The organism is Chryseobacterium pennae (assembly GCF_003385515.1).
Lineage (GTDB): Bacteria > Bacteroidota > Bacteroidia > Flavobacteriales > Weeksellaceae > Chryseobacterium > Chryseobacterium pennae.
The window spans coordinates 26,460-47,980 of the sequence record NZ_QNVT01000026.1; the positions used below are offsets into that span (position 1 = coordinate 26,460).

Annotated in this window: 20 protein-coding genes; 14 read left to right on the forward strand and 6 right to left on the reverse strand. The window is 35.0% G+C overall.

Going from position 1 to position 21,521, the window contains the following annotated elements; all coding sequences use genetic code 11:
* Window positions 1–79: 79 nt before the first annotated feature.
* Window positions 80–2,413 (reverse strand): ATP-dependent helicase, encoded by a 2,334-nt coding sequence (locus DRF65_RS21545; protein ID WP_115972802.1) that lies wholly within the window; start codon window positions 2,411–2,413, stop codon window positions 80–82.
* Window positions 2,414–2,632: 219 nt separating this feature from the next.
* Between DRF65_RS21545 and DRF65_RS21550 the strand changes: the two genes are divergently transcribed.
* From DRF65_RS21550 to secG, 3 genes are all read left to right on the forward strand, one after another.
* Window positions 2,633–3,946, forward strand: a complete 1,314-nt coding sequence (locus DRF65_RS21550) for a M16 family metallopeptidase (protein ID WP_115972803.1) — start codon at window positions 2,633–2,635, stop codon at window positions 3,944–3,946.
* 7 nt (window positions 3,947–3,953) lie between these two features.
* On the forward strand, window positions 3,954–5,984 hold the full coding sequence (locus DRF65_RS21555; RefSeq protein WP_115972804.1) for a M16 family metallopeptidase: 2,031 nt from the start codon (window positions 3,954–3,956) through the stop codon (window positions 5,982–5,984).
* Between the two features lie 275 nt (window positions 5,985–6,259).
* Complete coding sequence (gene secG / locus DRF65_RS21560) at window positions 6,260–6,613, forward strand: preprotein translocase subunit SecG (RefSeq protein WP_115972805.1); 354 nt, start codon at window positions 6,260–6,262, stop codon at window positions 6,611–6,613.
* A gap of 234 nt (window positions 6,614–6,847) precedes the next feature.
* Here secG and DRF65_RS21565 read toward each other — a convergent pair whose 3' ends face one another.
* Both DRF65_RS21565 and recR read right to left on the reverse strand, forming a co-directional pair.
* Window positions 6,848–7,687: a glycosyltransferase family 2 protein gene (locus tag DRF65_RS21565; protein WP_115972868.1), complete on the reverse strand. Its 840-nt coding sequence runs from the start codon at window positions 7,685–7,687 to the stop codon at window positions 6,848–6,850.
* Complete coding sequence (gene recR, locus DRF65_RS21570) at window positions 7,683–8,294, reverse strand: recombination mediator RecR (RefSeq protein WP_115972806.1); 612 nt, start codon at window positions 8,292–8,294, stop codon at window positions 7,683–7,685. Before recR ends, DRF65_RS21565 begins: the two co-directional genes overlap by 5 nt.
* Before the next feature lie 372 nt (window positions 8,295–8,666).
* On the opposite strand from recR, the gene DRF65_RS21575 reads away from it, so the two are divergent.
* From DRF65_RS21575 to DRF65_RS21590, 4 genes are all read left to right on the forward strand, one after another.
* Window positions 8,667–9,272 carry an LURP-one-related/scramblase family protein gene (locus DRF65_RS21575; protein WP_115972807.1) on the forward strand — a complete coding sequence of 202 codons (606 nt, stop codon included), beginning with the start codon at window positions 8,667–8,669 and terminating at the stop codon, window positions 9,270–9,272.
* A gap of 20 nt (window positions 9,273–9,292) precedes the next feature.
* A complete protein-coding gene (locus DRF65_RS21580; protein ID WP_115972808.1) occupies window positions 9,293–9,784 on the forward strand; it encodes a hypothetical protein in 492 nt (163 codons plus the stop codon).
* 122 nt (window positions 9,785–9,906) lie between these two features.
* On the forward strand, window positions 9,907–11,349 hold the full coding sequence (locus DRF65_RS21585; RefSeq protein ID WP_115972809.1) for an aminoacyl-histidine dipeptidase: 1,443 nt from the start codon (window positions 9,907–9,909) through the stop codon (window positions 11,347–11,349).
* Between the two features lie 167 nt (window positions 11,350–11,516).
* Window positions 11,517–12,098, forward strand: a complete 582-nt coding sequence (locus DRF65_RS21590) for an LOG family protein (RefSeq protein WP_115972810.1) — start codon at window positions 11,517–11,519, stop codon at window positions 12,096–12,098.
* A 74-nt stretch (window positions 12,099–12,172) separates the two neighbouring features.
* Here the strand turns inward: DRF65_RS21590 and DRF65_RS21595 are convergent, their stop codons facing one another.
* Both DRF65_RS21595 and DRF65_RS21600 read right to left on the reverse strand, forming a co-directional pair.
* Window positions 12,173–12,502, reverse strand: coding sequence for a 2Fe-2S iron-sulfur cluster-binding family protein (locus DRF65_RS21595; protein WP_115972811.1), 330 nt, complete (start codon window positions 12,500–12,502; stop codon window positions 12,173–12,175).
* Window positions 12,503–12,514: 12 nt separating this feature from the next.
* Window positions 12,515–13,570, reverse strand: coding sequence for an NAD(P)/FAD-dependent oxidoreductase (locus tag DRF65_RS21600; protein WP_115972812.1), 1,056 nt, complete (start codon window positions 13,568–13,570; stop codon window positions 12,515–12,517).
* Between the two features lie 150 nt (window positions 13,571–13,720).
* Here DRF65_RS21600 and DRF65_RS21605 point away from each other — a divergent pair, with 150 nt between their 5' ends.
* Window positions 13,721–14,491, forward strand: a complete 771-nt coding sequence (locus DRF65_RS21605; protein WP_115972813.1) for a DUF3108 domain-containing protein — start codon at window positions 13,721–13,723, stop codon at window positions 14,489–14,491.
* A gap of 81 nt (window positions 14,492–14,572) precedes the next feature.
* Here the strand turns inward: DRF65_RS21605 and DRF65_RS21610 are convergent, their stop codons facing one another.
* A complete protein-coding gene (locus DRF65_RS21610) occupies window positions 14,573–15,124 on the reverse strand; it encodes a hypothetical protein (RefSeq protein ID WP_115972814.1) in 552 nt (183 codons plus the stop codon).
* Between the two features lie 807 nt (window positions 15,125–15,931).
* On the opposite strand from DRF65_RS21610, the gene DRF65_RS21615 reads away from it, so the two are divergent.
* The 6 genes from DRF65_RS21615 (at window position 15,932) to DRF65_RS21640 (ending at window position 21,486) form a co-directional block, all read left to right on the forward strand.
* Window positions 15,932–16,198, forward strand: a complete 267-nt coding sequence (locus tag DRF65_RS21615) for a hypothetical protein (RefSeq protein WP_115972815.1) — start codon at window positions 15,932–15,934, stop codon at window positions 16,196–16,198.
* 72 nt (window positions 16,199–16,270) lie between these two features.
* Window positions 16,271–16,867, forward strand: a complete 597-nt coding sequence (locus DRF65_RS21620; RefSeq protein ID WP_123947413.1) for a hypothetical protein — start codon at window positions 16,271–16,273, stop codon at window positions 16,865–16,867.
* Window positions 16,833–17,735, forward strand: a complete 903-nt coding sequence (locus DRF65_RS21625) for an HTTM domain-containing protein (RefSeq protein WP_115972817.1) — start codon at window positions 16,833–16,835, stop codon at window positions 17,733–17,735. The genes DRF65_RS21620 and DRF65_RS21625 overlap by 35 nt, the downstream gene beginning before the upstream one ends.
* On the forward strand, window positions 17,725–20,265 hold the full coding sequence (locus DRF65_RS21630; protein ID WP_115972818.1) for a TonB-dependent receptor: 2,541 nt from the start codon (window positions 17,725–17,727) through the stop codon (window positions 20,263–20,265). The genes DRF65_RS21625 and DRF65_RS21630 overlap by 11 nt, the downstream gene beginning before the upstream one ends.
* Window positions 20,266–20,269: 4 nt before the next feature.
* Complete coding sequence (locus DRF65_RS21635; RefSeq protein ID WP_115972819.1) at window positions 20,270–21,055, forward strand: GLPGLI family protein; 786 nt, start codon at window positions 20,270–20,272, stop codon at window positions 21,053–21,055.
* A gap of 50 nt (window positions 21,056–21,105) precedes the next feature.
* Window positions 21,106–21,486 (forward strand): thiol-disulfide oxidoreductase DCC family protein, encoded by a 381-nt coding sequence (locus DRF65_RS21640; protein WP_115972820.1) that lies wholly within the window; start codon window positions 21,106–21,108, stop codon window positions 21,484–21,486.
* Window positions 21,487–21,521 lie beyond the last annotated feature (35 nt).

Genomic DNA, 21,521 nt, shown 5'->3' on the forward strand with positions numbered 1-21,521 from the left:
TCCATAAAAAAACGGATTCATGTTTTTTGAATCCGTTTTTAAATTTTATAAAATATATCTCTGTCTGAGAAACTCTACTTTAAGAGATCTTTGTAAGCTTAGCATATTTCAGGATCAGGTTTTTCTCTCCTTCATGTATGAATATCACTTTTGCTTTGATATTCTGAGGATCTGTTCCATCAAGGAAAGCAACTTCCCCGATACCAAAACGGTCGTGTCTTACTTTATCACCCACTTCAATATCCTGAGAAGAGGCACCGCTTGGATTAATGATCTTGGCAGTACTTACCGGTTTCAGTTTTCTTACTTCCGGAGCAGGTTTGGAATCGTCTCCCTTATTAATCGACTTTTTCTCTACCTTTTTAAAAGCTTTCACTTCAGAAGGATGTTCATCAAAAATATTGGATTTTACTCCTGAATTATTGATAAACCTCTTTTCCAGTGCAGGATTAAGGAATTCTATATATTCATCATCAATTTCGCTCAGGAATCTTGAGGGTTCCGCATCAGTGATTTTTCCCCATTGGAAACGGGAAACAGCATATGAGAAGAACACCTGCTTCTCTGCTCTGGTTAACGCCACATAAAACAGACGTCTTTCTTCTTCAAGATCTTCTCTGGTAGCCGAACTCATGAAACTCGGGAAAAGGTTTTCTTCAAGACCTACCAAATGAACAACCGGAAATTCAAGACCTTTGGATAGGTGAATCGTCATTAATGAAACCATATCATCTTCCAGTTCCTTATCCTGTGTATCTGCAGAAAGTGCAATATTTTCAAGGAAGTTGGAAAGACTTGGGTCACCGTCTTCCAGCTGCATCTGTTCTTCAATAAACCCTTGCATGGAGTTCATTAATTCCTGAACGTTTTCTACTCTGGAAATACCTTCAGGCGTCTGGTCATCTTTCAAGAATTTGATCAAACCGCTTCGCTTAGCCACTTCCATCGCTACACTATAAGCCGTTTCTGTTTTTAATAATACCTGGAATGCTTTAATCATCGACCAGAAATCATTCAGTTTGTTTAAAACACCGTTATTTAATCCTAATTGAGGAGCATACATCGGTAAATTATCCAGAACTTTTGATACAGCAATATTTTGAGCATCTGCAAAAACGACCAGTTTATTCTGTGTAGTGTCTCCAATTCCTCTGGTCGGATAGTTTATGATTCTCATCAATGCTTCTGAATCATTTTCATTGATTAAAAGACGCAGATAACCGATTAAATCTTTAACTTCTTTTCTCTGATAGAAAGAAAGCCCGCCATATACCTTGTACGGAATATTTTTACGTCTCAGGGCATCTTCAAATGCTCTTGTCTGAGAATTGGTTCTGTATAAAATAGCAAAATCGCTATACTTCCTCTGATCACGGTTACGAAGTTCCCAGATATTTCCGGCTACAAAGTTGGCTTCATCAGCATCAGAAAGGGAACGGTATATTTTAATTTTATCTCCTTCTTCGTTATCACTGAAAACATTTTTCTTAAACTGCTGTAAGTTTTTAGCAATAACAACATTCGCTGCATTCACAATGTTTTGTGTAGAGCGGTAATTCTGTTCCAGAGATACTGTGATGGCATCCGGATAATCCTTTTTAAAATTCAGGATATTATAGATATTGGCTCCACGGAAAGAGTAAATAGACTGGGCATCATCTCCTACCACACAGATATTTTCAAACTTTGAAGCCAGCGCTTTTACGATAAGATACTGGGAATGGTTGGTATCCTGGTACTCATCTACCATGATATATCTGAATCTGTCCTGATATTTAGCTAGTACTTCCGGAAAACGGGTTAAAAGTTCATTGGTTTTCAACAAAAGGTCATCAAAATCCATAGAACCGTTTCTGAAACATGCCTCTACATATTTTTGATAAATCTGACCGATAAATTTCATATTTGCTTTTTCATCAGCTTCCATCAATTCCGGATTGTTGAAGTAAGCTTTAACGGTAATCAGATTGTTTTTATAGGTTGAAATTCTTGCCTGAACTTTTTTGGGTTTATAAAGATCAGCATCGATATTCATATCCTTCAGTACTTTTCTAATCACATTCAATGCATCCTGCTGATCATAAATGGTAAAATTGGAAGGATATCCAAGATTATGCCCTTCAATTCTCAGAATCCTGGCAAAAACAGAGTGAAAAGTTCCCATCCAAAGACTTCTTGCATTGCTGTCTCCTACAACCTTTGCGATACGTTCTTTCATTTCACGGGCTGCTTTATTGGTAAAGGTAAGCGCGAGAATATTGAAAGGGTCTATTCCGTTATGGATAAGGTGGGCAATACGCATCGTAAGCACACGTGTTTTACCCGAACCTGCTCCGGCAAGTACCATCAGGGGGCCCTGTAGAGAAGTAACGGCTTCATATTGTGATTCATTGAGTCCTTTCAGATAATCCATACTACAAAAAAATTTTGGAACCACAAAATTAATGTATTCAGAGGAGAATTCAAATTATGAAATGTCAATAGTCTGTTTTGCTTTGAAAATGAATAGTAAATGATACCTGAATATAGAAATTGACAAGCGGGGCAAATTGACGATTCACCATTCACAACCAATCAAAAGTGTAACATTTAATTCACTTTTCCTACTCATTGATAAACAATTTCTAACTTTATGAAAAAGCGACTTCTTTCGGCGGCTGCCGTAGCTTTCTTCGGGTTCATGCTGAATGCACAGCAAATTAAATTCGAAGAGTATGACCTTCCCAATGGCCTTCATGTAATTCTTCATCAGGATAATTCGGCTCCGGTAGTCACTACAGGTGTGATGTATCATGTAGGAGCAAAAGATGAAGTAAAGGGAAGAACTGGTTTTGCCCACTTCTTTGAACATCTTTTATTTGAAGGAACTCCAAATATTAAGAGAGGAGACTGGTTTAAGATCGTCTCTTCAAACGGAGGACAGAACAATGCAAATACAACTAACGACAGAACCTATTACTACGAAACTTTCCCTTCCAATAACGAACAACTCGGACTTTGGATGGAAGCTGAAAGAATGCGCCATGCCGTGATCAATCAGGTGGGAGTAGATACCCAGAGAGAAGTGGTAAAAGAAGAAAAGAGATTAAGAATGGATAATCAGCCTTATGGAAATCTTTTCTCTACAATTCAAAAGAACCTGTTTACCAATCACCCATACAACTGGCCAACGATTGGCTCTATGGAAGATCTTAACGCTGCTAAGCTTGAAGAATTCCAAGCTTTTTATAAGAAATTCTATATCCCGAACAATGCTACTTTAGTCGTTGCAGGAGATATTAAGCCTGAGCAGACTAAAAAATGGATTGAAGAATATTATGGGGGCATTGCAAAAGGAACATTGTACCCAAAAGATTTCCCTAAAGATGCTCCGATCACTCAGGAAAAAGAAGTTACTGCAACAGACCCGAACATCCAGCTTCCTGCTTATGTTTTTGCTTACAGAACACCTGCCAATAAAGAAAAAGACGCTTATGTTTTAGACATGCTTTCTTCTTATTTAAGCAATGGTAAATCTTCTGTTTTATATAAAAAATTAGTAGATCAGGATAAAAAAGCGCTTCAGGTAGCTGCTTTCAACCAGGGGCTTGAAGATTACAGTATTTTTGCATTCTTTGCGATCCCAATGGGGCAAACGTCTAAACAGACATTGCAGACTGATATTGATGCAGAGATTAAAAAACTTCAGACTACTTTAATTTCTGATGAAGATTATCAAAAAATTCAAAATCAGTTTGAAAACCAGTTTGTCAATCAGAACTCAAGCATTCAGGGAATTGCTGCTTCTTTAGCAACAAACCATGTGTTAATGGGGAATACCAATCTCATTAATAAAGAGATTGATATCTACAGATCCATCACCAAACAAGATATTCAGGATGCAGCTAAAAAGTATCTGAATCCCAACCAAAGAATCATTATCAATTACGTTCCTGAGAAAAAATAATTTACCCATGAAAAAGCAATTCACTTATATAGCAGCGGCATTTTTATTTGCAGGAATGCTTTCTGCCCAAAAAATTGATCTTAATGCAATGCCAAAGCCAGGACCTACTCCTGTGATCAACATTGCCAAACCAAAAACGTTTCAGCTTAGCAACGGATTAACTGTAATGGTCGTTGAAAACAACAAACTGCCAAGAGTAAATACTACACTTTCGATGGACAGACCTCCTTATAACGAGGGAAATATAACGGGAGTAAGCATGATTATGGCGGAACAGCTTGATAACGGAACTACTAACCTTAGCAAGGATGAATACAATAAAAAAGTTGACTTTTTAGGAGCAAATATCAACTTCTCTTCCAATGGAGCTTCTTCTAATTCCCTTTCAAAGTATTTCCCTGAAGTATTGGGATTGATGGCTGATGCTATTGTAAATCCAAAATTCTCTGCAGAAGAGCTTAAAAATGCAAAAGAAAGAATTACTGAAGGATTAAAAGCAGATGAAAAAAATGCTTCCTCTATTGCTGAAAAAGTATCTAATGCTTTGATGTATGGAAAAAACACTTCAAGAGGAGAGTTTGCAACTATTGAATCTATCAACAAGGTTCAACTAGCAGATATTCAAAATATTTACAATAAATACTACGCTCCGGATAATGCTTACTTAGTCATTGTTGGAGATGTAAAATTTGACCAGATCAAACCTTTGGTTGAAAAAGCATTCGGAAACTGGAAAAAGTCAAATACTAAGTTTGCAGCTTTAGAACCAGCCTCGAATGTTACCAAGACAGAGATCAATGTAGTTGATGTTCCGTCTGCTGTGCAATCTGTACTGTCTGTAAACAACCTGAACAATCTTAAAATGAAAGATCCTAACTACTTTCCTGCTACTATGGCCAACTATATTCTTGGCGGTGGCGGTGAAGCAAGACTTTTCATGAACCTTAGAGAAAAGAACGGGTTTACCTATGGAGCTTATTCCAGCATGAATGCAAGCAAGTATTCACCTGATTTTTCAGCAGAAACAAGTGTCAGAAATGAGGTTACGGATAAGGCTGTTAAGGAAATGATGAACGAACTAAACGCCATTTCTACCGTTAAACCTGAAGAATTAGAAAATGCAAAAGCAAAACTGAAAGGTTCATTCATTATGTCTTTGGAAAAACCTGAAACTATTGCCAAGTTTGCTCTGAATCAAAAAGTTCAGGATCTTCCTGCTGACTTCTATACCAATTATTTGAAATCAATTGATAAGGTTACTTCTGCTGATGTATCTAATGCTGTAAAAGCAACAATTCTTCCAAACCAGAGCAGGATCTTCATTGCAGGTAAAGCCTCTGATATTTCTGAAGGACTTGAAAAATTAGGATATGCTGTAAAATATTTCGATAAAGAAGCTAATCCGGTAACCAAACCTACAGCACAGAAAATTGATGCCAACGTAACGATTGGTTCTGTAGCAGATAAATACATCAGTGCAATCGGAGGTCTAGCCGCTGTTCAAAAAATTTCTTCCGTTACTCTGGATGCCACAACCAAAGTTCAGGGGATGGATATGAATATGAAACTGATCCAGGGGAAAGGAGGAAAGATGATGATGGAAATGAAAATGATGGGCAACACCCTTCAGAAGATCGCTTTTGACGGCAAAGACGGATATGCTGAAGTACAGGGTAAAAAAATGCCTCTGAATGACAAACAAAAAGCTTCTATGGCAGAACCGGAAATTTTCCCGGAACTTACTTTTACAAAATCAACGGAACTAAAGTTAGCAGGAATCGAAAAATATAACAATGAAGATTCTTATGTGATAAAAGGTCCAAAACAGACTTATTACTACAGCGTAAAAACCGGTTTAAAAACGGGTGAGATAAAAGTTGGAGAAGGAGGTTCTATGCCTACAAACTTTGCTGATTATAAAGAAGTTTCAGGAGTAAAGCTTCCATTCACTATTATCCAGAATATGGGTGGAATGGAAATCAACCTGGCTGTACAGTCTTATCAGCTTAACCAGGCTAAAGATTCTGACTTTAAATAATATACAAACAATTTATAGAAAAAGGCTGTCTCAATATTGGGACAGCTTTTTTTGTAGTTGATTTCACCGGACATTAAAGCTGTGAGAAAAATTAACAACTCATACATTTGAATGTGGAGATTCTTATCTTCTCATTTGTTTCTTCCTCTATTCTAAGCATAAAATCATTGTTTGATTTTTAATTTTTTTGTTGTTGTGCCATATTTACCGATATCTTTTTTTGTCATTCAGTAAAAAAAGATTAAATTTGCCCATTCAAAAAGATATCAGAATTAATGGATACTATATTTACACTATTGATGGTTCTTATTATGATTGCTAGTATTTTATTAGTGATTGTTGTTATGGCTCAAAACCCAAAAGGAGGAGGTCTTTCCAGTACTTTCGGAGGGGCATCATCTGCTCAGTTTGGAGTACAGAGAACCAATGATTTCATGGAAAAAGCAACATGGACTCTAGGCGGAACTATCATCGTTCTTATCCTTTTAAGCGTTGTTATTACTGGTAAACCGTCACAAGTGGCTCCAGCTCAGCAACCTGCTAAAAAAGAAGCTCCTGCAAAACAATCTGCTCCTGCTTCTTCTACAACCACTACTCCGGCATCAGCACCAGTTGCACCGGCTAAATAAGAAGATTATTTTCTACATAGAACAAAAGCAACTCAGATTGAGTTGCTTTTTTATTTTTATACTTTTTCAAAATTTAATTTTTGGAGGATGGTTATTCTTAGATTCTTCATTTCACTTCGTTACATTCAAATAACCCAAACTGTATAAATCGTATATATTTATCTTATTTTTATAGAAGTTATAAAGTAAATTATAGGTGTTTTTTTCATCAATATCCTACAGCTTCCTATTCATTTATTTCAGCTTAATCTTCTCAATCTTATGACGCAGCTTTAGACCAGCTTTCAGAAAAGAGTACTGCATCGGCTTCGATTCTTTATAATATTTGTCAATAAAGATCTGCATGGCCCCATAGAACCGGTTCAGATAAACATCATCCTTTACTGTACTTTCTCCCTTGTGATGAAGAAGGGACGCTTTTCCATAATAATAATTCCTATAGCCTTTGTTCAATAAAGTGTAGCAGAGATCAATATCTTCACCATACATAAAATAAGCCTCATCCAATCCGCCTACCTTTTCGTAAACCTCTCTTTTTACCAATAAAAAGGCTCCTGTAATAACTTCCACTTCAGCCACAGCCGTTTCTGCTATATCATTCCTGTAATAGGATTTGGAATTATTCTTCTTAAAACTGGTAAATAATTTTTCAAAGGAATTGAACATATCCGGCACTGATCGTTTGCTCTCCGGCAGGAAATTTCCTTCGGCATCATGCATCCGGATTCCAAGACATCCGAAAGCCTGCTGCGTGTCTGAAAAATCTAAAAGATCCTTCAAATAAAAACCTTCCAGCTCAGTATCAGGATTTAAAAGCAGTAAATATTCTCCTTTTGCCGCCTGTATTGCCTCATTGTTTGCCTTTGAAAAACCACCGTTAATTTCTGAAGAGATAAAGTGCACTTCAGGAAATTCAGGAATAAGATCCTGCCAGGACCTGTCTGTGGAAGCATTGTCTATCACCATTACCTCATACTCTACCTCTTTTACATATTTCTGAATAGATAAAAGGCAGTTTCTGAGTAATTGGGTAACATTGTAATTAACAATAATAATAGACAGCTTCATATTAATCCTTTTCGTTATAAGGTAATCGGTTGATAATAGATCTTCCAAGTGAAATTTCATCTGCATATTCCAGTTCATCTCCTACTGAAATTCCTCTGGCAATACTTGAAAAGTTCACATTGAAATTTTTAAACTTTTTATAAATATAATAGGCAGTGGTATCCCCTTCCATGGTAGCACTCAGCGCAAAGATAAATTCCTTTACATTCCCCTCATTCAGCTTTCTTTCAATACTTGGAATATTCAGCTGGCTTGGGCCTACTCCTTCCATCGGGGAGATTTTCCCACCCAAAATAAGGTATTTACCTCCATATTTACCTGTATTTTCAATAGCAATAACATCCCGTACATCTTCAACAATACAAATCAGCTCACCGCTTCTTTTTTCATTACTGCAGATCTCACAGATGTCAAAATCAGAAAAATTATGACATTCTTTACAGTATTTTATTTCATTGACAAGATTAATCAGGGAATTCCCAAGGCTCACCGCTCTGGAACTGGGCTGCTTTAATAAATGTAATGCTAATCTTAAAGCCGTTTTTCTTCCGATTCCAGGCAAACCTGAAATTTCATCAACTGCCTTTGCCAATACTTTACTTGGGTAATCCATAGCTGCAAAAATAAGGATTATTTGAGGAAAATTATCTATCCTAAAGAGGAGTTTTTGATGTATTGAAAAGGAATGTTCAATATCAATTCGCTACGCTTGTCAATCTTAGTAACCCATGATCACCCACTATTCACCAGCAAGGCAAAATTCTCTATTGATATATAAAACCCAAGATAATTCCTGTTGTTTTTACGGTTTCCATCTATTCTATTCGTCTATCATCTATTATCATCATTTTTACATCTCCTCTTCCCAATTTCCACAATGTCTCATTTCGATATTTTAATTCCCTATTCTACCCCCATACTCCATAACTCTAAAAAAACAGTTATATTTGCGGCTTAATTAAATATGAAAAAAATAAACTAACACATGGTACTTAACAACCTAAATTATCCACTGGATTTCAAGTTTAAAATTTCGACACTAGCCAGTGACTTCAACATTACTGACAAAAATGGGAATTACGTAGCTTACGTACGTCAGAAAATGTTCAAACTGAAAGAAGACGTTATTGTTTTCAATGATGAAAGCAAATCAAAAGAACTTTTCAGAATCAGAGCCAATAAATGGATTGACTTCAACGCGTCTTATTCGTTAAATGATATTGTTGACAACAAAAACTACGGTAGATTAGCAAGAAAAGGGATGCGTTCTCTTTGGAAATCAAGCTATGATATCCTGGATGCTAACGACCAGCCCAAATTCAAAGTACAAGAAGACAACGCATGGGTAAGATTCTGGGACAGCTTTGTAGGAGAACTTCCTATCATTGGAATGTTTACAGGATATTTCCTTAACCCATCTTATACTGTTACCGGTATTGACGGAAAAGCATACTTCAAACTTAAAAAAATGCCTTCATTCTTTGGAAGAAGATTCCAATTAGACAGATTAATCGATATTGATGATGAGGAAGAAAGTTTGGTGATTCTTTCATTATTAATGATGACCCTCCTTGAAAGAGCAAGAGGCTAACATTTTAAAACCACAAACACATGAAATACCTAATCATTTTACTTTCTGCATTTCTTTTAGTTGCCTGTAAAAAGGACAAAGAAACAGTTTCTGCAAGTACTACAGCCGATTCTTCAAACATGGTTAAAGATTCTGCCACAGCAAGTATTCCTTCCGGGAAAATTCAGATTGAAAATATCTCATTTCCTGAAGAAATCAAAGAATGCTCATGCTATTTTGCAAGAAACAAGGCTGATTTTGAAGCTGAAAAATATATTTACGCTGATGATGCCGGAAAAACTGCTTATATGAACCTTGATGGTAAAAGACTCGCCATGAACCTTATCTCTTCAAGTGATATGGAAGTGGATGAGGAATTGACCAAAGAAATAGAAAATAATGATTACAAAATCTCTGTAAAAGGTAAAAAGATAAAAGGTGAAGAAGCCTTACTCTTTGAAGGTACCCTAACCATTGAAAAACCAGACGGCAGTGTTATTACAACACCGATCTACGGAGAATGTGGCTGTTAATAGCAAAAAGTGAATAAGTTCATTCTCAAATTTACTTATTCATTCTTTTATAACTCATAAAAATGCTTCTGTATTCTACGGAAGCATTTTTTATTTTGTAAATTTGAGAAAAATAAATTTCAATGGAATTATCTAATATAGAACCGCAGATAATCTGGAAAAACTTCTCCAAATTAAATGCTGTTCCAAGACCATCAAAAAAAGAGGAAAAAGTAATTGCCTTCATCAAAGGATTTGGTGAAAACCTAGGCTTAGAAACTACTGTAGATGAAGTAGGGAATGTAATTATTAAAAAGCCTGCTACTGCAGGAATGGAAGACCGTAAATCTATTGTACTTCAGTCACATTTGGATATGGTTTGCCAGAAAAACAATGATGTTAATTTCGATTTTGAAACAGAAGGAATCAAAATGGAAATTGACGGAGATTGGGTAAAGGCAAAAGGAACCACTTTAGGAGCTGATAACGGTTTAGGAGTGGCTACCATTATGTCTATCCTTGAAAGTTCAGATATTCCTCACCCTGCATTGGAAGCTTTATTCACTATTGATGAGGAAACAGGAATGACAGGTGCTATCGGTTTAAAGCCAGGACAGCTTACCGGAGAGATCCTATTAAACCTTGATACGGAAGAAGACGATGAAATTGACATCGGCTGTGCCGGAGGTGTTGATGTTACTATCACTCAAAACTACACAACAGAAGCTCCGAAAGGACAGACTGTAAGAATTGAAGTAAAAGGATTACAGGGAGGTCACTCAGGAATGGATATCCATAAAGGTTTCGGAAACGCAAACATTATCCTTGGAAGACTTCTTTACAAAGGAATAGAAAATCAAAATATTGAACTGATCTCTATTGATGGTGGTGGATTAAGAAATGCCATTCCAAGAGAAGGAGTTGCTATGATCTCCGTAAGAAATGCTCAGGAGTTCATCCAGGAAGTTACAGTTCTTAAAACAGAAATTTTAGAGGAATTTGCATCTGTAGAACCAGCTCTTCAAATCAATATTGAAAATTCTACTTCTTCAGACAAATCGATTTCAGAAGGTGATTCTAAAAAAGTGATTCTTACTTTAAAAGCTCTTCACAACGGAGTATACAGAATGAGCCCGGATGTGGCTGATCTTGTAGAAGCTTCCAATAATGTAGCAAGAGTTGAATTGAAAGGTGGAGAATTAAAGATTCTTAACCTTACCAGATCTTCAGTAGACTCTTCTAAATATTCTACAGCAGAACAATTGAAATCTGTAGCAGAATTAGCTGGAATGAATGTAGTATTCAGCGGTTCATATCCAGGGTGGAAACCAAGACCAGGATCTGAAATCGTACAGATCATGGAAAAGATCTATACAGAGAAGTTCAATGAGAAGCCTCATGTTGTAGCTTGCCATGCAGGTTTAGAATGTGGTATCATTGGAGCTAATTATCCTGAAATGGAAATGGTAAGTTTCGGACCTACGATCAGAGGAGCACACTCTCCTGATGAGAAAGCAAACATTCCATCTGCTCAGAAATTCTGGAGCTTCCTGAAAGATATTTTAGCGAATATTCCTCAGAAATAGAATAGTAAAATAACTATATTGAATATCCAAAGTCAAGAGACTTTGGATATTTTTAATTTTATCAAATCATTAAACTATATTAAGAAATTAAGAACAAGTAGGGTAAACATAAATATCAATAAATAATTTCTTACCTTATTTAGCTTTAATCATAAAGACATTTAAATATGAAAAGTATTACAGTATTTTGCGGCTCAAGTTTCGGTACAGATAAAACCTATGAAGAACAGGCATTTTTACTTGGTCAGACTTTAGCAAAACAAAATATACAACTCATTTACGGTGGCTCTCAAACCGGTTTAATGGGAACGATTGCCAACGGAGCATTAAGTGAAAACGGAAAAGTAACCGGCGTTCTTCCTAACTTTTTACAGGCCAAGGAAATTGCCCATAAAAACCTTACTGAACTGGTTCTTGTAGAAACAATGCATGAAAGAAAAACCAAAATGAATGAACTTTGTGATGGGGTGATCGTCCTTCCCGGCGGCTACGGAACGTTGGAAGAATTCTTTGAGATGATTACCTGGGCACAGCTTGGTCTTCACAAAAAACCAATCGCCATTTTGAATATTGACGGATTCTACAATGACCTGATAAACTTAGTTCAGAATATGGTAGATAAAGGCTTTTTGAAGCAGGTAAACAGAGATATGCTTCTGATCAGTGACAATATAGATGAATTGCTGGAAAAAATGAGAAATTATCAGGCTCCTACGGTTGGAAAGTGGATTTCTAAAGAGGAAATATAAGTTCTCAATCAAAAAATATAAAAAACCCGTTCGGATTTTCCAAACGGGTCTCTTATTAAGATTAAAAAATATTTTTAAGGATAAGGAGCAATTTCCACTTCAAGTCCTTCCATGGCATCTGCAATATGCAACTGACAACCTAATCGGCTGTTGTCTTTCACATGGAAAGCTTCAGCAAGCATCGCATCTTCTTCATCTCCCATTGGTTCCAGACCAGGATCATTGATTACATAAACCTGGCATGAAGCACACATCGCCATTCCACCACATACCCCAATAGTACCTTCTTCAGCCAATTCATAAGAACGGATGATTTCCATTAAGTTCATGGACATATCCGTAGGAGCGACAACGTCGTGGATTACACCTTCTCTGTCGGTGATTTTAATATTAATATCTGACATAATTCTGCAAAATTAGTCAATTTTTTTCACAACAGCCTTCTCTGCTTCTTTACGGCTTCCGTCAAATCCGTCTACTCCACTTACTGTAGTATATTTCAATACGAATTTCTTACCAGGATTCAATCTGTTATAAACACTTTGACACATTAAAGTTGCTTCATGGAAACCACAAAGAATCAACTTCAGTTTTCCAGGATATGTATTAATATCTCCGATAGCATAAATACCGTCAATATTAGTCTGATAATCAAGGGCATTGTTTACAACAATTGCATTTTTCTCGATGTTCAGTCCCCAGTTTCCGATCTCCCCCAATTTTGGAGTCAACCCGAATAATGGAATGAAATAATCTGTTTCAATTTCAAAAGCATCTTCACCATCTTTCTGTATAGTGATTGCTTCTACTTTACCATCACCTCTTATTCCAGTTACTTCAGCTGGAGTGATCAACTTGATTTTTCCTGCGTTTTTCAGGTCCTGAACTTTTTCTACAGAATCCAAAGCTCCTCTGAACTCATTTCTTCTGTGAATCAAAGTAACTTCACTGGCTACGTTAGAAAGGAAAATACTCCAGTCAAGGGCAGAATCTCCACCTCCGGCAATCACTACTTTCTTATTTCTGAAATGCTCAGGTTCTTTAACGAAATACTCCAGACCTTTTTCCTCATAATCAGCTACGTTTTCAAAAGTAGGTTTTCTAGGCTCAAAAGTTCCCAATCCACCTGCAATAGCAATCGCCTTACATCTGTGAACAGTTCCTTTGTTAGTAACCACTTCAAACCACTCATCATCTACTTTTGTGTAAGAAACGGCTGTTTCTCCCAATGTAAATCCAGGTTGAAACTGCTTGATCTGCTCCATCAAATTATCCACTAATTCTCCAGCGTTTACTGAAGGATACCCCGGAATATCAAAAATAGGTTTCTTCGGATAAAGTTCAGCCAATTGCCCTCCCGGTTGTGGAAGTGCGTCAATAATATGGCACTTCATTTTTAAAAGCCCTGCTTCAAAAACGGCAAAAAGTCCTGTAGGACCTGCCCCTATGATCAATATATCAGTGGTTATCATAATTTAGATAATTTAATTATACATGTAACTGCAAATTTACTAATTTTAATGCGAAGCATATTTAATTGATTCTAAATAAAAACCTGAGATTTGTCAAATATCTATTATTTAAGATATTAAATTTGGCAATGTTTTTGTAAATGTCTTATCATGAAGAAAATTTTAAACCTTTTTGCAGTATTTATATTCTTTTTAGGCTCTGCCCAGATTGATAACATCGCAGACGGCGAATCCATCACCCTTAGAATCCACTATGGCTTCTTAAATGCAGGAACCGCTAATCTTACTACTAAAAAGACTACTTATAAAGGCGCTCCTCACCTTTATGTAAAAGGTACCGGACAAACTACTGGTGCGGTAAAAGCATTCTTCAAAGTAGAAGACTTATATGAAAGTTTCATTGATACAGCAACCGGTTTACCTAGCTACTATGTAAGAAATGTACGTGAGGGAGGTTATCGTCAGCATTTTGAAACTGCCTTTAATCACGATAACAATACTTTAATTTTAACTGATAAAAAAACACCAGCTAATGGTTCAAAGGTCATCAAATCCGTGAAAGGAGTTCAGGATATGCTTTCCTGCTTCTATTATCTTCGAAGCAAAAACCCGGATGAATTAAAAGTAGGAACTGTTATCAATATGAATGTATGGATTGATGATGAAATGTTTCCTTTTCAGCTTAAAGTGACAGGAACTGAGAACTTAAAAACAAAATTCGGTACGATCAATTGCTTAAAAATAATTCCTTCTGTAAAAAGCGGAAGAGTATTCAAGGAAAAAGAAGGGGTTACCATGTGGGTTTCCAATGATGCCAATCACTTACCGATGCTCTTGAAAGCTGAATTGGCTGTGGGTTCACTCAAAGCAAGTATTGATGATTATAAAAACGTAAAATATCCTTTAAAGTTTACCAAATAGTTTCAGAATACAATAAAAACAAAACAGAGAATCTATAGCCAGACTCTCTGTTTTATTTTATCCCTTAAGGCATTCTGTATTTTAAAATCTATAAGAAACCCCAGCCTGGGCTATTCCTTTCATTCCAATATTAGTTTCCACAAAAACACTTAGATCTCCTCCATATCTCAGCCCAATGGGAACAACATTAAATCCAAATCCAGTACTGCTATCTTTATTCTCCTTTTCAGTATCCTTATTCACATAAGTTGTACTCGTAAAATTAACACCAATGCTACCTCCTGAATACAGTCCTAGCTTATTCTTTCTAAGCCAGAAATAATCTATTTTTGGAAGTATTGAGGTTATGTTTTGTTTCGAAACAGACTCTGTTTTTCCAAAGAATTCATTGGTAACATCTATCCCATAGCGCCACTTCATATTTTCACTGTACATCATTACTCCAAAAGCAGCAACACCTTTGCTTGAAGGACTTATTGTGGAAGTTCCAGAAACGAAAGCTAGAACAATGGTAGGAGCTAGTTCATACGCAATCCCATACACAGAAGGAGCTCCATAACTGGCTGCAATTTCAATTTTTTGAGCATTAAGACATGCCCCCGCAATTAAAAGCAGAAATAACAATTTTTTCATAATGTTTATAATTTAACTAGATCAAAAATAAAAATCTAACTAAATTAATTGCAACAAAATATAACTTTAATGAAAAAAACAACCATTTGATTCAAAATTACCCAAAGAGTTAGAATTAATTACACTTTTAATGAGTGTGTGTTATAAATTTTAAATTCAAGTTGTCTTAATAATAAGAGAAGCTGCAAACAATATTTAAAAGCTTTATTAATTCTCTTAAACGAGATAAAAAAAACATCAATTTCTGAAATCAATATTTGAAAAATATAGATTTCCTGGCAATTTAAAGGAGAATAAATAAATTTAACAAACTGAATATCAATTTATTAAATAATTATTTCCAATAAAAGTGAAAAAAAATTTGGATTCTTATTTTTTTTGAATACTTTAGCAAAATAACCACGAAACAAAACTAATAACAAAGATTAAACAAAATTATTATGAATTTAATAATATTGAAACTCTGAGAACTATCATGAGGAATTTAAGGAGCAAGAAGAATTTATTTCCGGCTTTTTAGATACAGTAACATTATTATTTTAAAATATGTGTTACAAGCTTAATTCTTCTGCAAGGTTAAATTTCAATATACCTTCTCTCACAAAGACCAGGATCTACCGGTTTATGACATACTGAGGTCTTTACCCATTCAATATTATACTCCTTACAGGATACAATCATCATTGATATCCTAATATCAAAATCCGATCTTTCATCCATTTAAGTTTGTAGTGGCCAATACAGACCAGGAAGGATTATAGATAAAAGTGAAATTAATTAATTTATTAAATCTTAAAATTTACAACCATGAACAAAAGATTATTATTCGCAGCAGGCGCTACTGCTGTTTGCTTAGTAGCATTTTCATTTAAGCCACTAGAGTCTCAAAAAGGAGTTTACGATCCTGTATCAGGAAATATCATCTTCAACGCAGGGACTGCAAAATCATTTACAAGTTCATATGACAACCACTCTGACAAGCAGGTAGTTTGGTCTAAGTACCACAAAGACTGGACTGCTGTACAGGAAATTGAAACTGTACAAAAGGTTTCTAATGTTCTTAACAAGTACTAGAACTATTTCCATTCAATAACCTATGCAAAGCTGTTGAATTCAACAGCTTTGCTTTTAATATAACGACTGATCATGAGGAAATTATATTTTTACTTTACCCTGCATTTCTTTTTAGTCTTAAGCATGTCTTTTTATTTGTGTATCTCATCCTATTATAAAGTAAAGGAATCTAAGGATGTAGACGTTTGGGTTTTAAAAGATATTGTAAAGTTCAGCAACAGAAATCTGCATCCGTATTTTGTTTTTACAGGAATTAATACCGGTTATGGTTTTTTTGGAACCAGTGTTTCTACGCAGAAATTCATTGAAATGGAACGTTATGACATCAATAACAAACTGCTTGAAAGCAGTGATAATTTTGGATTTACCACTGTTACCGGAAGAATACGATACGAAGGATTTCCTACTCATATTTCCAACTTTATTTCAGAAACTGAGGAAATGGCTGCCAAAGACAGCACACAAAAAAAATCAAAAGATATCAAACTTAGGGAAGACTATGCTTATAAATTATTTAAACATTTAGGAAAAAGAGCTGTAGGAAACGACACTAATACCCAATACTACATTATCAGGCTTTGCACTATCATTCCGCATGATATCTGGCAGGGACAAATAACAAAAAACAAAGTATATGTTGAAAAAGAGTATAAATACTATATTAAATAAAGCTGATACTTTCTGGAGAATTCCACAAAATCAGACAACAGAGATGTTTCTCCCATTCTTCAGAATTGGGGTTGTATTCATTGCTCTGGTAGATATTTTATCTATGTATAAGGATATCAGGCTGCTTTTTTCTGCAAATGAAACTTTCATTCCGAGAGATTTTCTGTTCTTATATTCTGAATATTTCGATTATCTGAACGGGCTGTATAATTACCTTGACATCAACAATTTATCAGGTATTTATTATAAATATATTTTAATTATTTATATCGCTGCATTAGTATTTGTATTAGCAGGACTCTTTACCCGGTTTTCTGTATTGATTGCACTGGTGGCACAGCTTATCATCTATCGCTCATTCGCGGAGGTAGGCTATGGATATGATCAGTTTGCAACCATTTCTCTATTCTATTGTCTTATTTTCCCTACCAACAGGAAGTATTCTATAGATTCCATATTGTTCAAACAGAAACAGCTTTCGGATTTCAACTATGCAAGGGTAATACAGATTCACCTGTGTATTGTCTATTTCTTTGCCGGGATTGCAAAAGCATTGGATATAGAATGGTGGAACGGGATTTCTTTATGGAGGTCTTTTTCATCTATTTACGATAATAATTTTAAACTTCCACCTTTCTTCTTTCTTATATTCGGGATTGGAACTGTCTTGTTGGAAACTCTTTATCCCCTGCTTGTTTCCATCAAAAAAACGAGGTATATCACTGTTATTATGTGCATCATTATGCATTTGGGGATTGCCTTCATTTTAAAGCTGTATTCTTTTGCGTTTATATTGATTTTGTGGAATATGTTGGCTTGGTTTTCAATATCCAAGGAATATAAAACTCAGGTGGTAAATGAATTCTAAGATTTTTACATTTTCTTTATTGTTTTGTCTTCAATTTTTTTTTTCACAGGAAAAAATAAACATTTCCGTTTATAACAGTCAGAATAACGGAATCCCGGGTGCTATTGTAACTTTATCGGATAATGAAAACAATATCCTGTTTTATAAAGAAACCGATGCAAACGGAAAAGTAGATTTTCACAATAAGGAAGGTAAAAACCTCAATATCTCGGTTTCTAAGCTGGGATATGAAAAACATGTAGAAAAAAACCTTAAAGCGGAACAAAAAATCAGCATACTTCTATCCGAAAAAACCAATCAGATTAATGAGATTATAATAAAGAACACCAAATATAAAGATACAGTAGCTGTAAAAACAGATCATCCAAGCATCACTGAGAAATCTTCTTTGAGGGATGCGCTCAATAAGGCTGAAGGCTTTATTGTTACCAAAGAAGGAGGAATCAGCTACAATGGGGTCCCTATTACAAAAATACTGGTCAACAAAAGAGAAGTTTTCGTCAATCAGAATAAGATTGCTCTGGATAATATCAATATGGAAGCCATCGAAAAAATACAGATGGTCAATAATTACAGGGATGGTTTTAAAGTAGATTTTGATAATTTCACTGCATCAGTTCTTAATATCAATACCAAATCCAATTACAAAGGAATTCTGAAGAAAAGCCTTCAGGGATTATACGGAGCAAAAAATGCCTATCTTATAAAGGGAAGTGCTATGTATTTTTCTGATAACATCAATGCATTTTTTACTACCAACACCAATAATGTAGGGGAAAAGGACATTAATACAGATAAACTTGACGGTATCTTTAGCTTATCAGGAAATATTCTTGGAGAGAGTATTAACCAATATTACATCTCGGATAATCTTGTAAAAAAGGATGAAAATTCCAACAATAATCTTATCCTGAGAAAACAATGGAAATACAGCAGGCTTAATTTTTCTGCTGAATACAATTATTTAAACTGGGAAAAAAGCACTCTTCAAAGATCTTACTATGCAGAAAACAAAGAACCAATAAGAGATCTTGATAATTCTACTACCAATCAGGGGAATTACCTGAACAGTAAAATTATGTATGATATTAAACTGAGTGAAAAAAGTATCCTGAGTATTGAGAATTCAATCATCAATAATCATATGAAGAATTTCCTTTCAGGAGATCTGACGACCAATTCTGTCTTATACAGAGATGAAGCAAGGATAATTCCTAATACATTCGCTATCAACAATAAGATTTCCTATGGAGGATTAATCAGCGATAAAATTCTGGTAAGTGGCAGCACTTCTTACTTCTATGAGAAATCCAGCAGTAATTTTTCATCTTATTTAAATACAGGGATCAGAAATAACCAGTCGCTGAAGCAGTTCAATCATGTCTTCGATTTTGATGCAAATATCAATTACAAACATTCCAATCTATTGACATTCTACCTTTTCTCTGAAGTAAAGTCAGTAGATAATGCATTATTTTCAGATGATAAAAAATATCAAAGAGAATATACTGTATCAGATATTTATCCGGGTATCCGTGGAAAAGATAAAAAATGGGAGTATTCTCTTGCAGTGGGTCAGAGAAATTTCTCTTTCCGTAACCAGTCGGACAAAAACAATACAGACCTTATGATCAGTGGAAATATGACCTTCCGTCTTTCCGGAGGTGCGAATCTTATTCTTGATATTGACAAAAGCAACAGAGTTGAGGATCTTGTAAAAGGAGTTGATATATTATATACCTCTTTAGCAACTGTAAATACGGGAAATATAGATTCTCAATATAATATTTCAAAGAATTTCAAGATAAAGCTGGGCTATTATCTTTCGAATATTGCACGATCTAAATCTTTTAATATAGATTATTCTTTTGTGGAAAGCAGAAATATCATACAGCCTGTTTTTACCAATTTTGATGGCATCACTACCTATTACAGGAATATCATCATTGATCATGTATATAAAAACAATTTCAATATATCCTGGAGAAAAGGATATTATTTTTCCACAGAGAACAGAAAGGTTGACTTCACTACAAAATTCAGCTATAACAGAAGTGATTTCCCTATTAACAATACCAGCGACAAGTATAATAGTAATACTTATACCATCAGCTTGCAGACTTCTTTAAATTTAAAATCCAGGATATTTAATGATATCAGTATTGCCTATCATAAAAACATTCAGGATATCAATATCAACCGAAAAAATGTAAACAGCTTTACTGTAAATTCATTTTTTTTAGATGTAAAAAGTGTCATCGGGAAATTCGAGAACCTTCTCTCAGCAAGCTACTCTTACAGCCCTGCTGAAGGAATCAATTACAATACTCCTAACCTTGACCTTTTATCATCCTACAAATATTCGGATAAAATAAGTTTTTTCCTGAGAGGAAAAGCTTTATTCGATCTATTATCCAGCAATAACAAGACTAAAGATCTCAATGTGTATTCAGATGGTAATATCATTACAGAAACAATCAATCCATACAGAATGAAATATCTGATGGCAGGAGTAGAATATAAATTTTAACACAATGAAAACTATTTTAAAAATCAACGTTTGCTTTTTATTACTGATACTAAGTACTCAAAAGCTAACCGCACAAGAGGCCGCTGATCAGAGAATAATTAAAGTATCCTATATGAACATGCCTCTAAGCTCCCATCAGGTGAGTAATAATGCAGGAGTATCTCAGGAGAGCCGGGATAATGACATTGCATTACAAAGTTCTCACAAGTTTTATTACACCTTATTGATTGATCCCAAAACCAACCGTTCTATTTACAAAATGGACAGCACTAAGATCAATAAACCTGAAAACCAAAAAGACGTACAACTGATGATCAATGACGAATTTAAATATTGTGTAAGACAAAATCAGGACTCCTATTTCCTCAATGAATCCATATTCAACCAGAAGTTCTACTCAGAAGGTAAGTTATCTGATATCGAATGGAAAATAACTGCCGAAGAAAAAGAACTTTTAGGATTTAAAGCCCGAAAAGCCGTTTCCAAAAAAGAAGAATATTTAATAACAACATGGTATACCGATGACATTCCTGTATCCAGCGGCCCTGTGAATTTCTTTGGTTTACCCGGATTGGTAATCTGGTCTGAAGATTTTTTCAGAACTACCCAGATGACTAAAATTGAGTACCTGAATAATTTCAGTTCAAAATTTGATGAACTCTACACCTCTTTACAACAGGATTTCAATACCAACAAAAAGAAATTTCTTATCAAGGAAAACATCTTTTTGGAACAGAAAGCTGAGCTGACCAAATCAATGATCAGTGTGATGGATAAAAGTTCCCAATAATACCTGGAAGCCCATAGTAAAGATTAATTATTAACCCTAAAATCTACAGTATGAGTAAGCAAGTCATTGTTTTTTATGATAACTGGTGCCCCAATTGCACACGATTTATAAACATCGTAAAGAAAGTCGATTGGCTACAGGGAATTCACGAGGTTCCCTTAAGAAATCCAGTCCTTTCAAATCAATATCCTGGATTGGATTTACAGAAAGCCTATAAAGAAATGGCTTCTTATCAGGAAAAATGGAATTATGGTTTTATTTCTATTTATCTCATACTGATAAGACTTCCCCTTGCATGGGTTTTTATTCCTATTTTATTTTTATTAAAAATTTCAGGAATTGGGGAAATTATTTACAAAGAACTGGCTATAAAGCGAAAAATCATCCCCATTCACTGTACTGAGGATAGCTGCCAGATTCCGGAACATTAAAAAAGAAAAAAAAAATTAATGACTGAATTTTATTG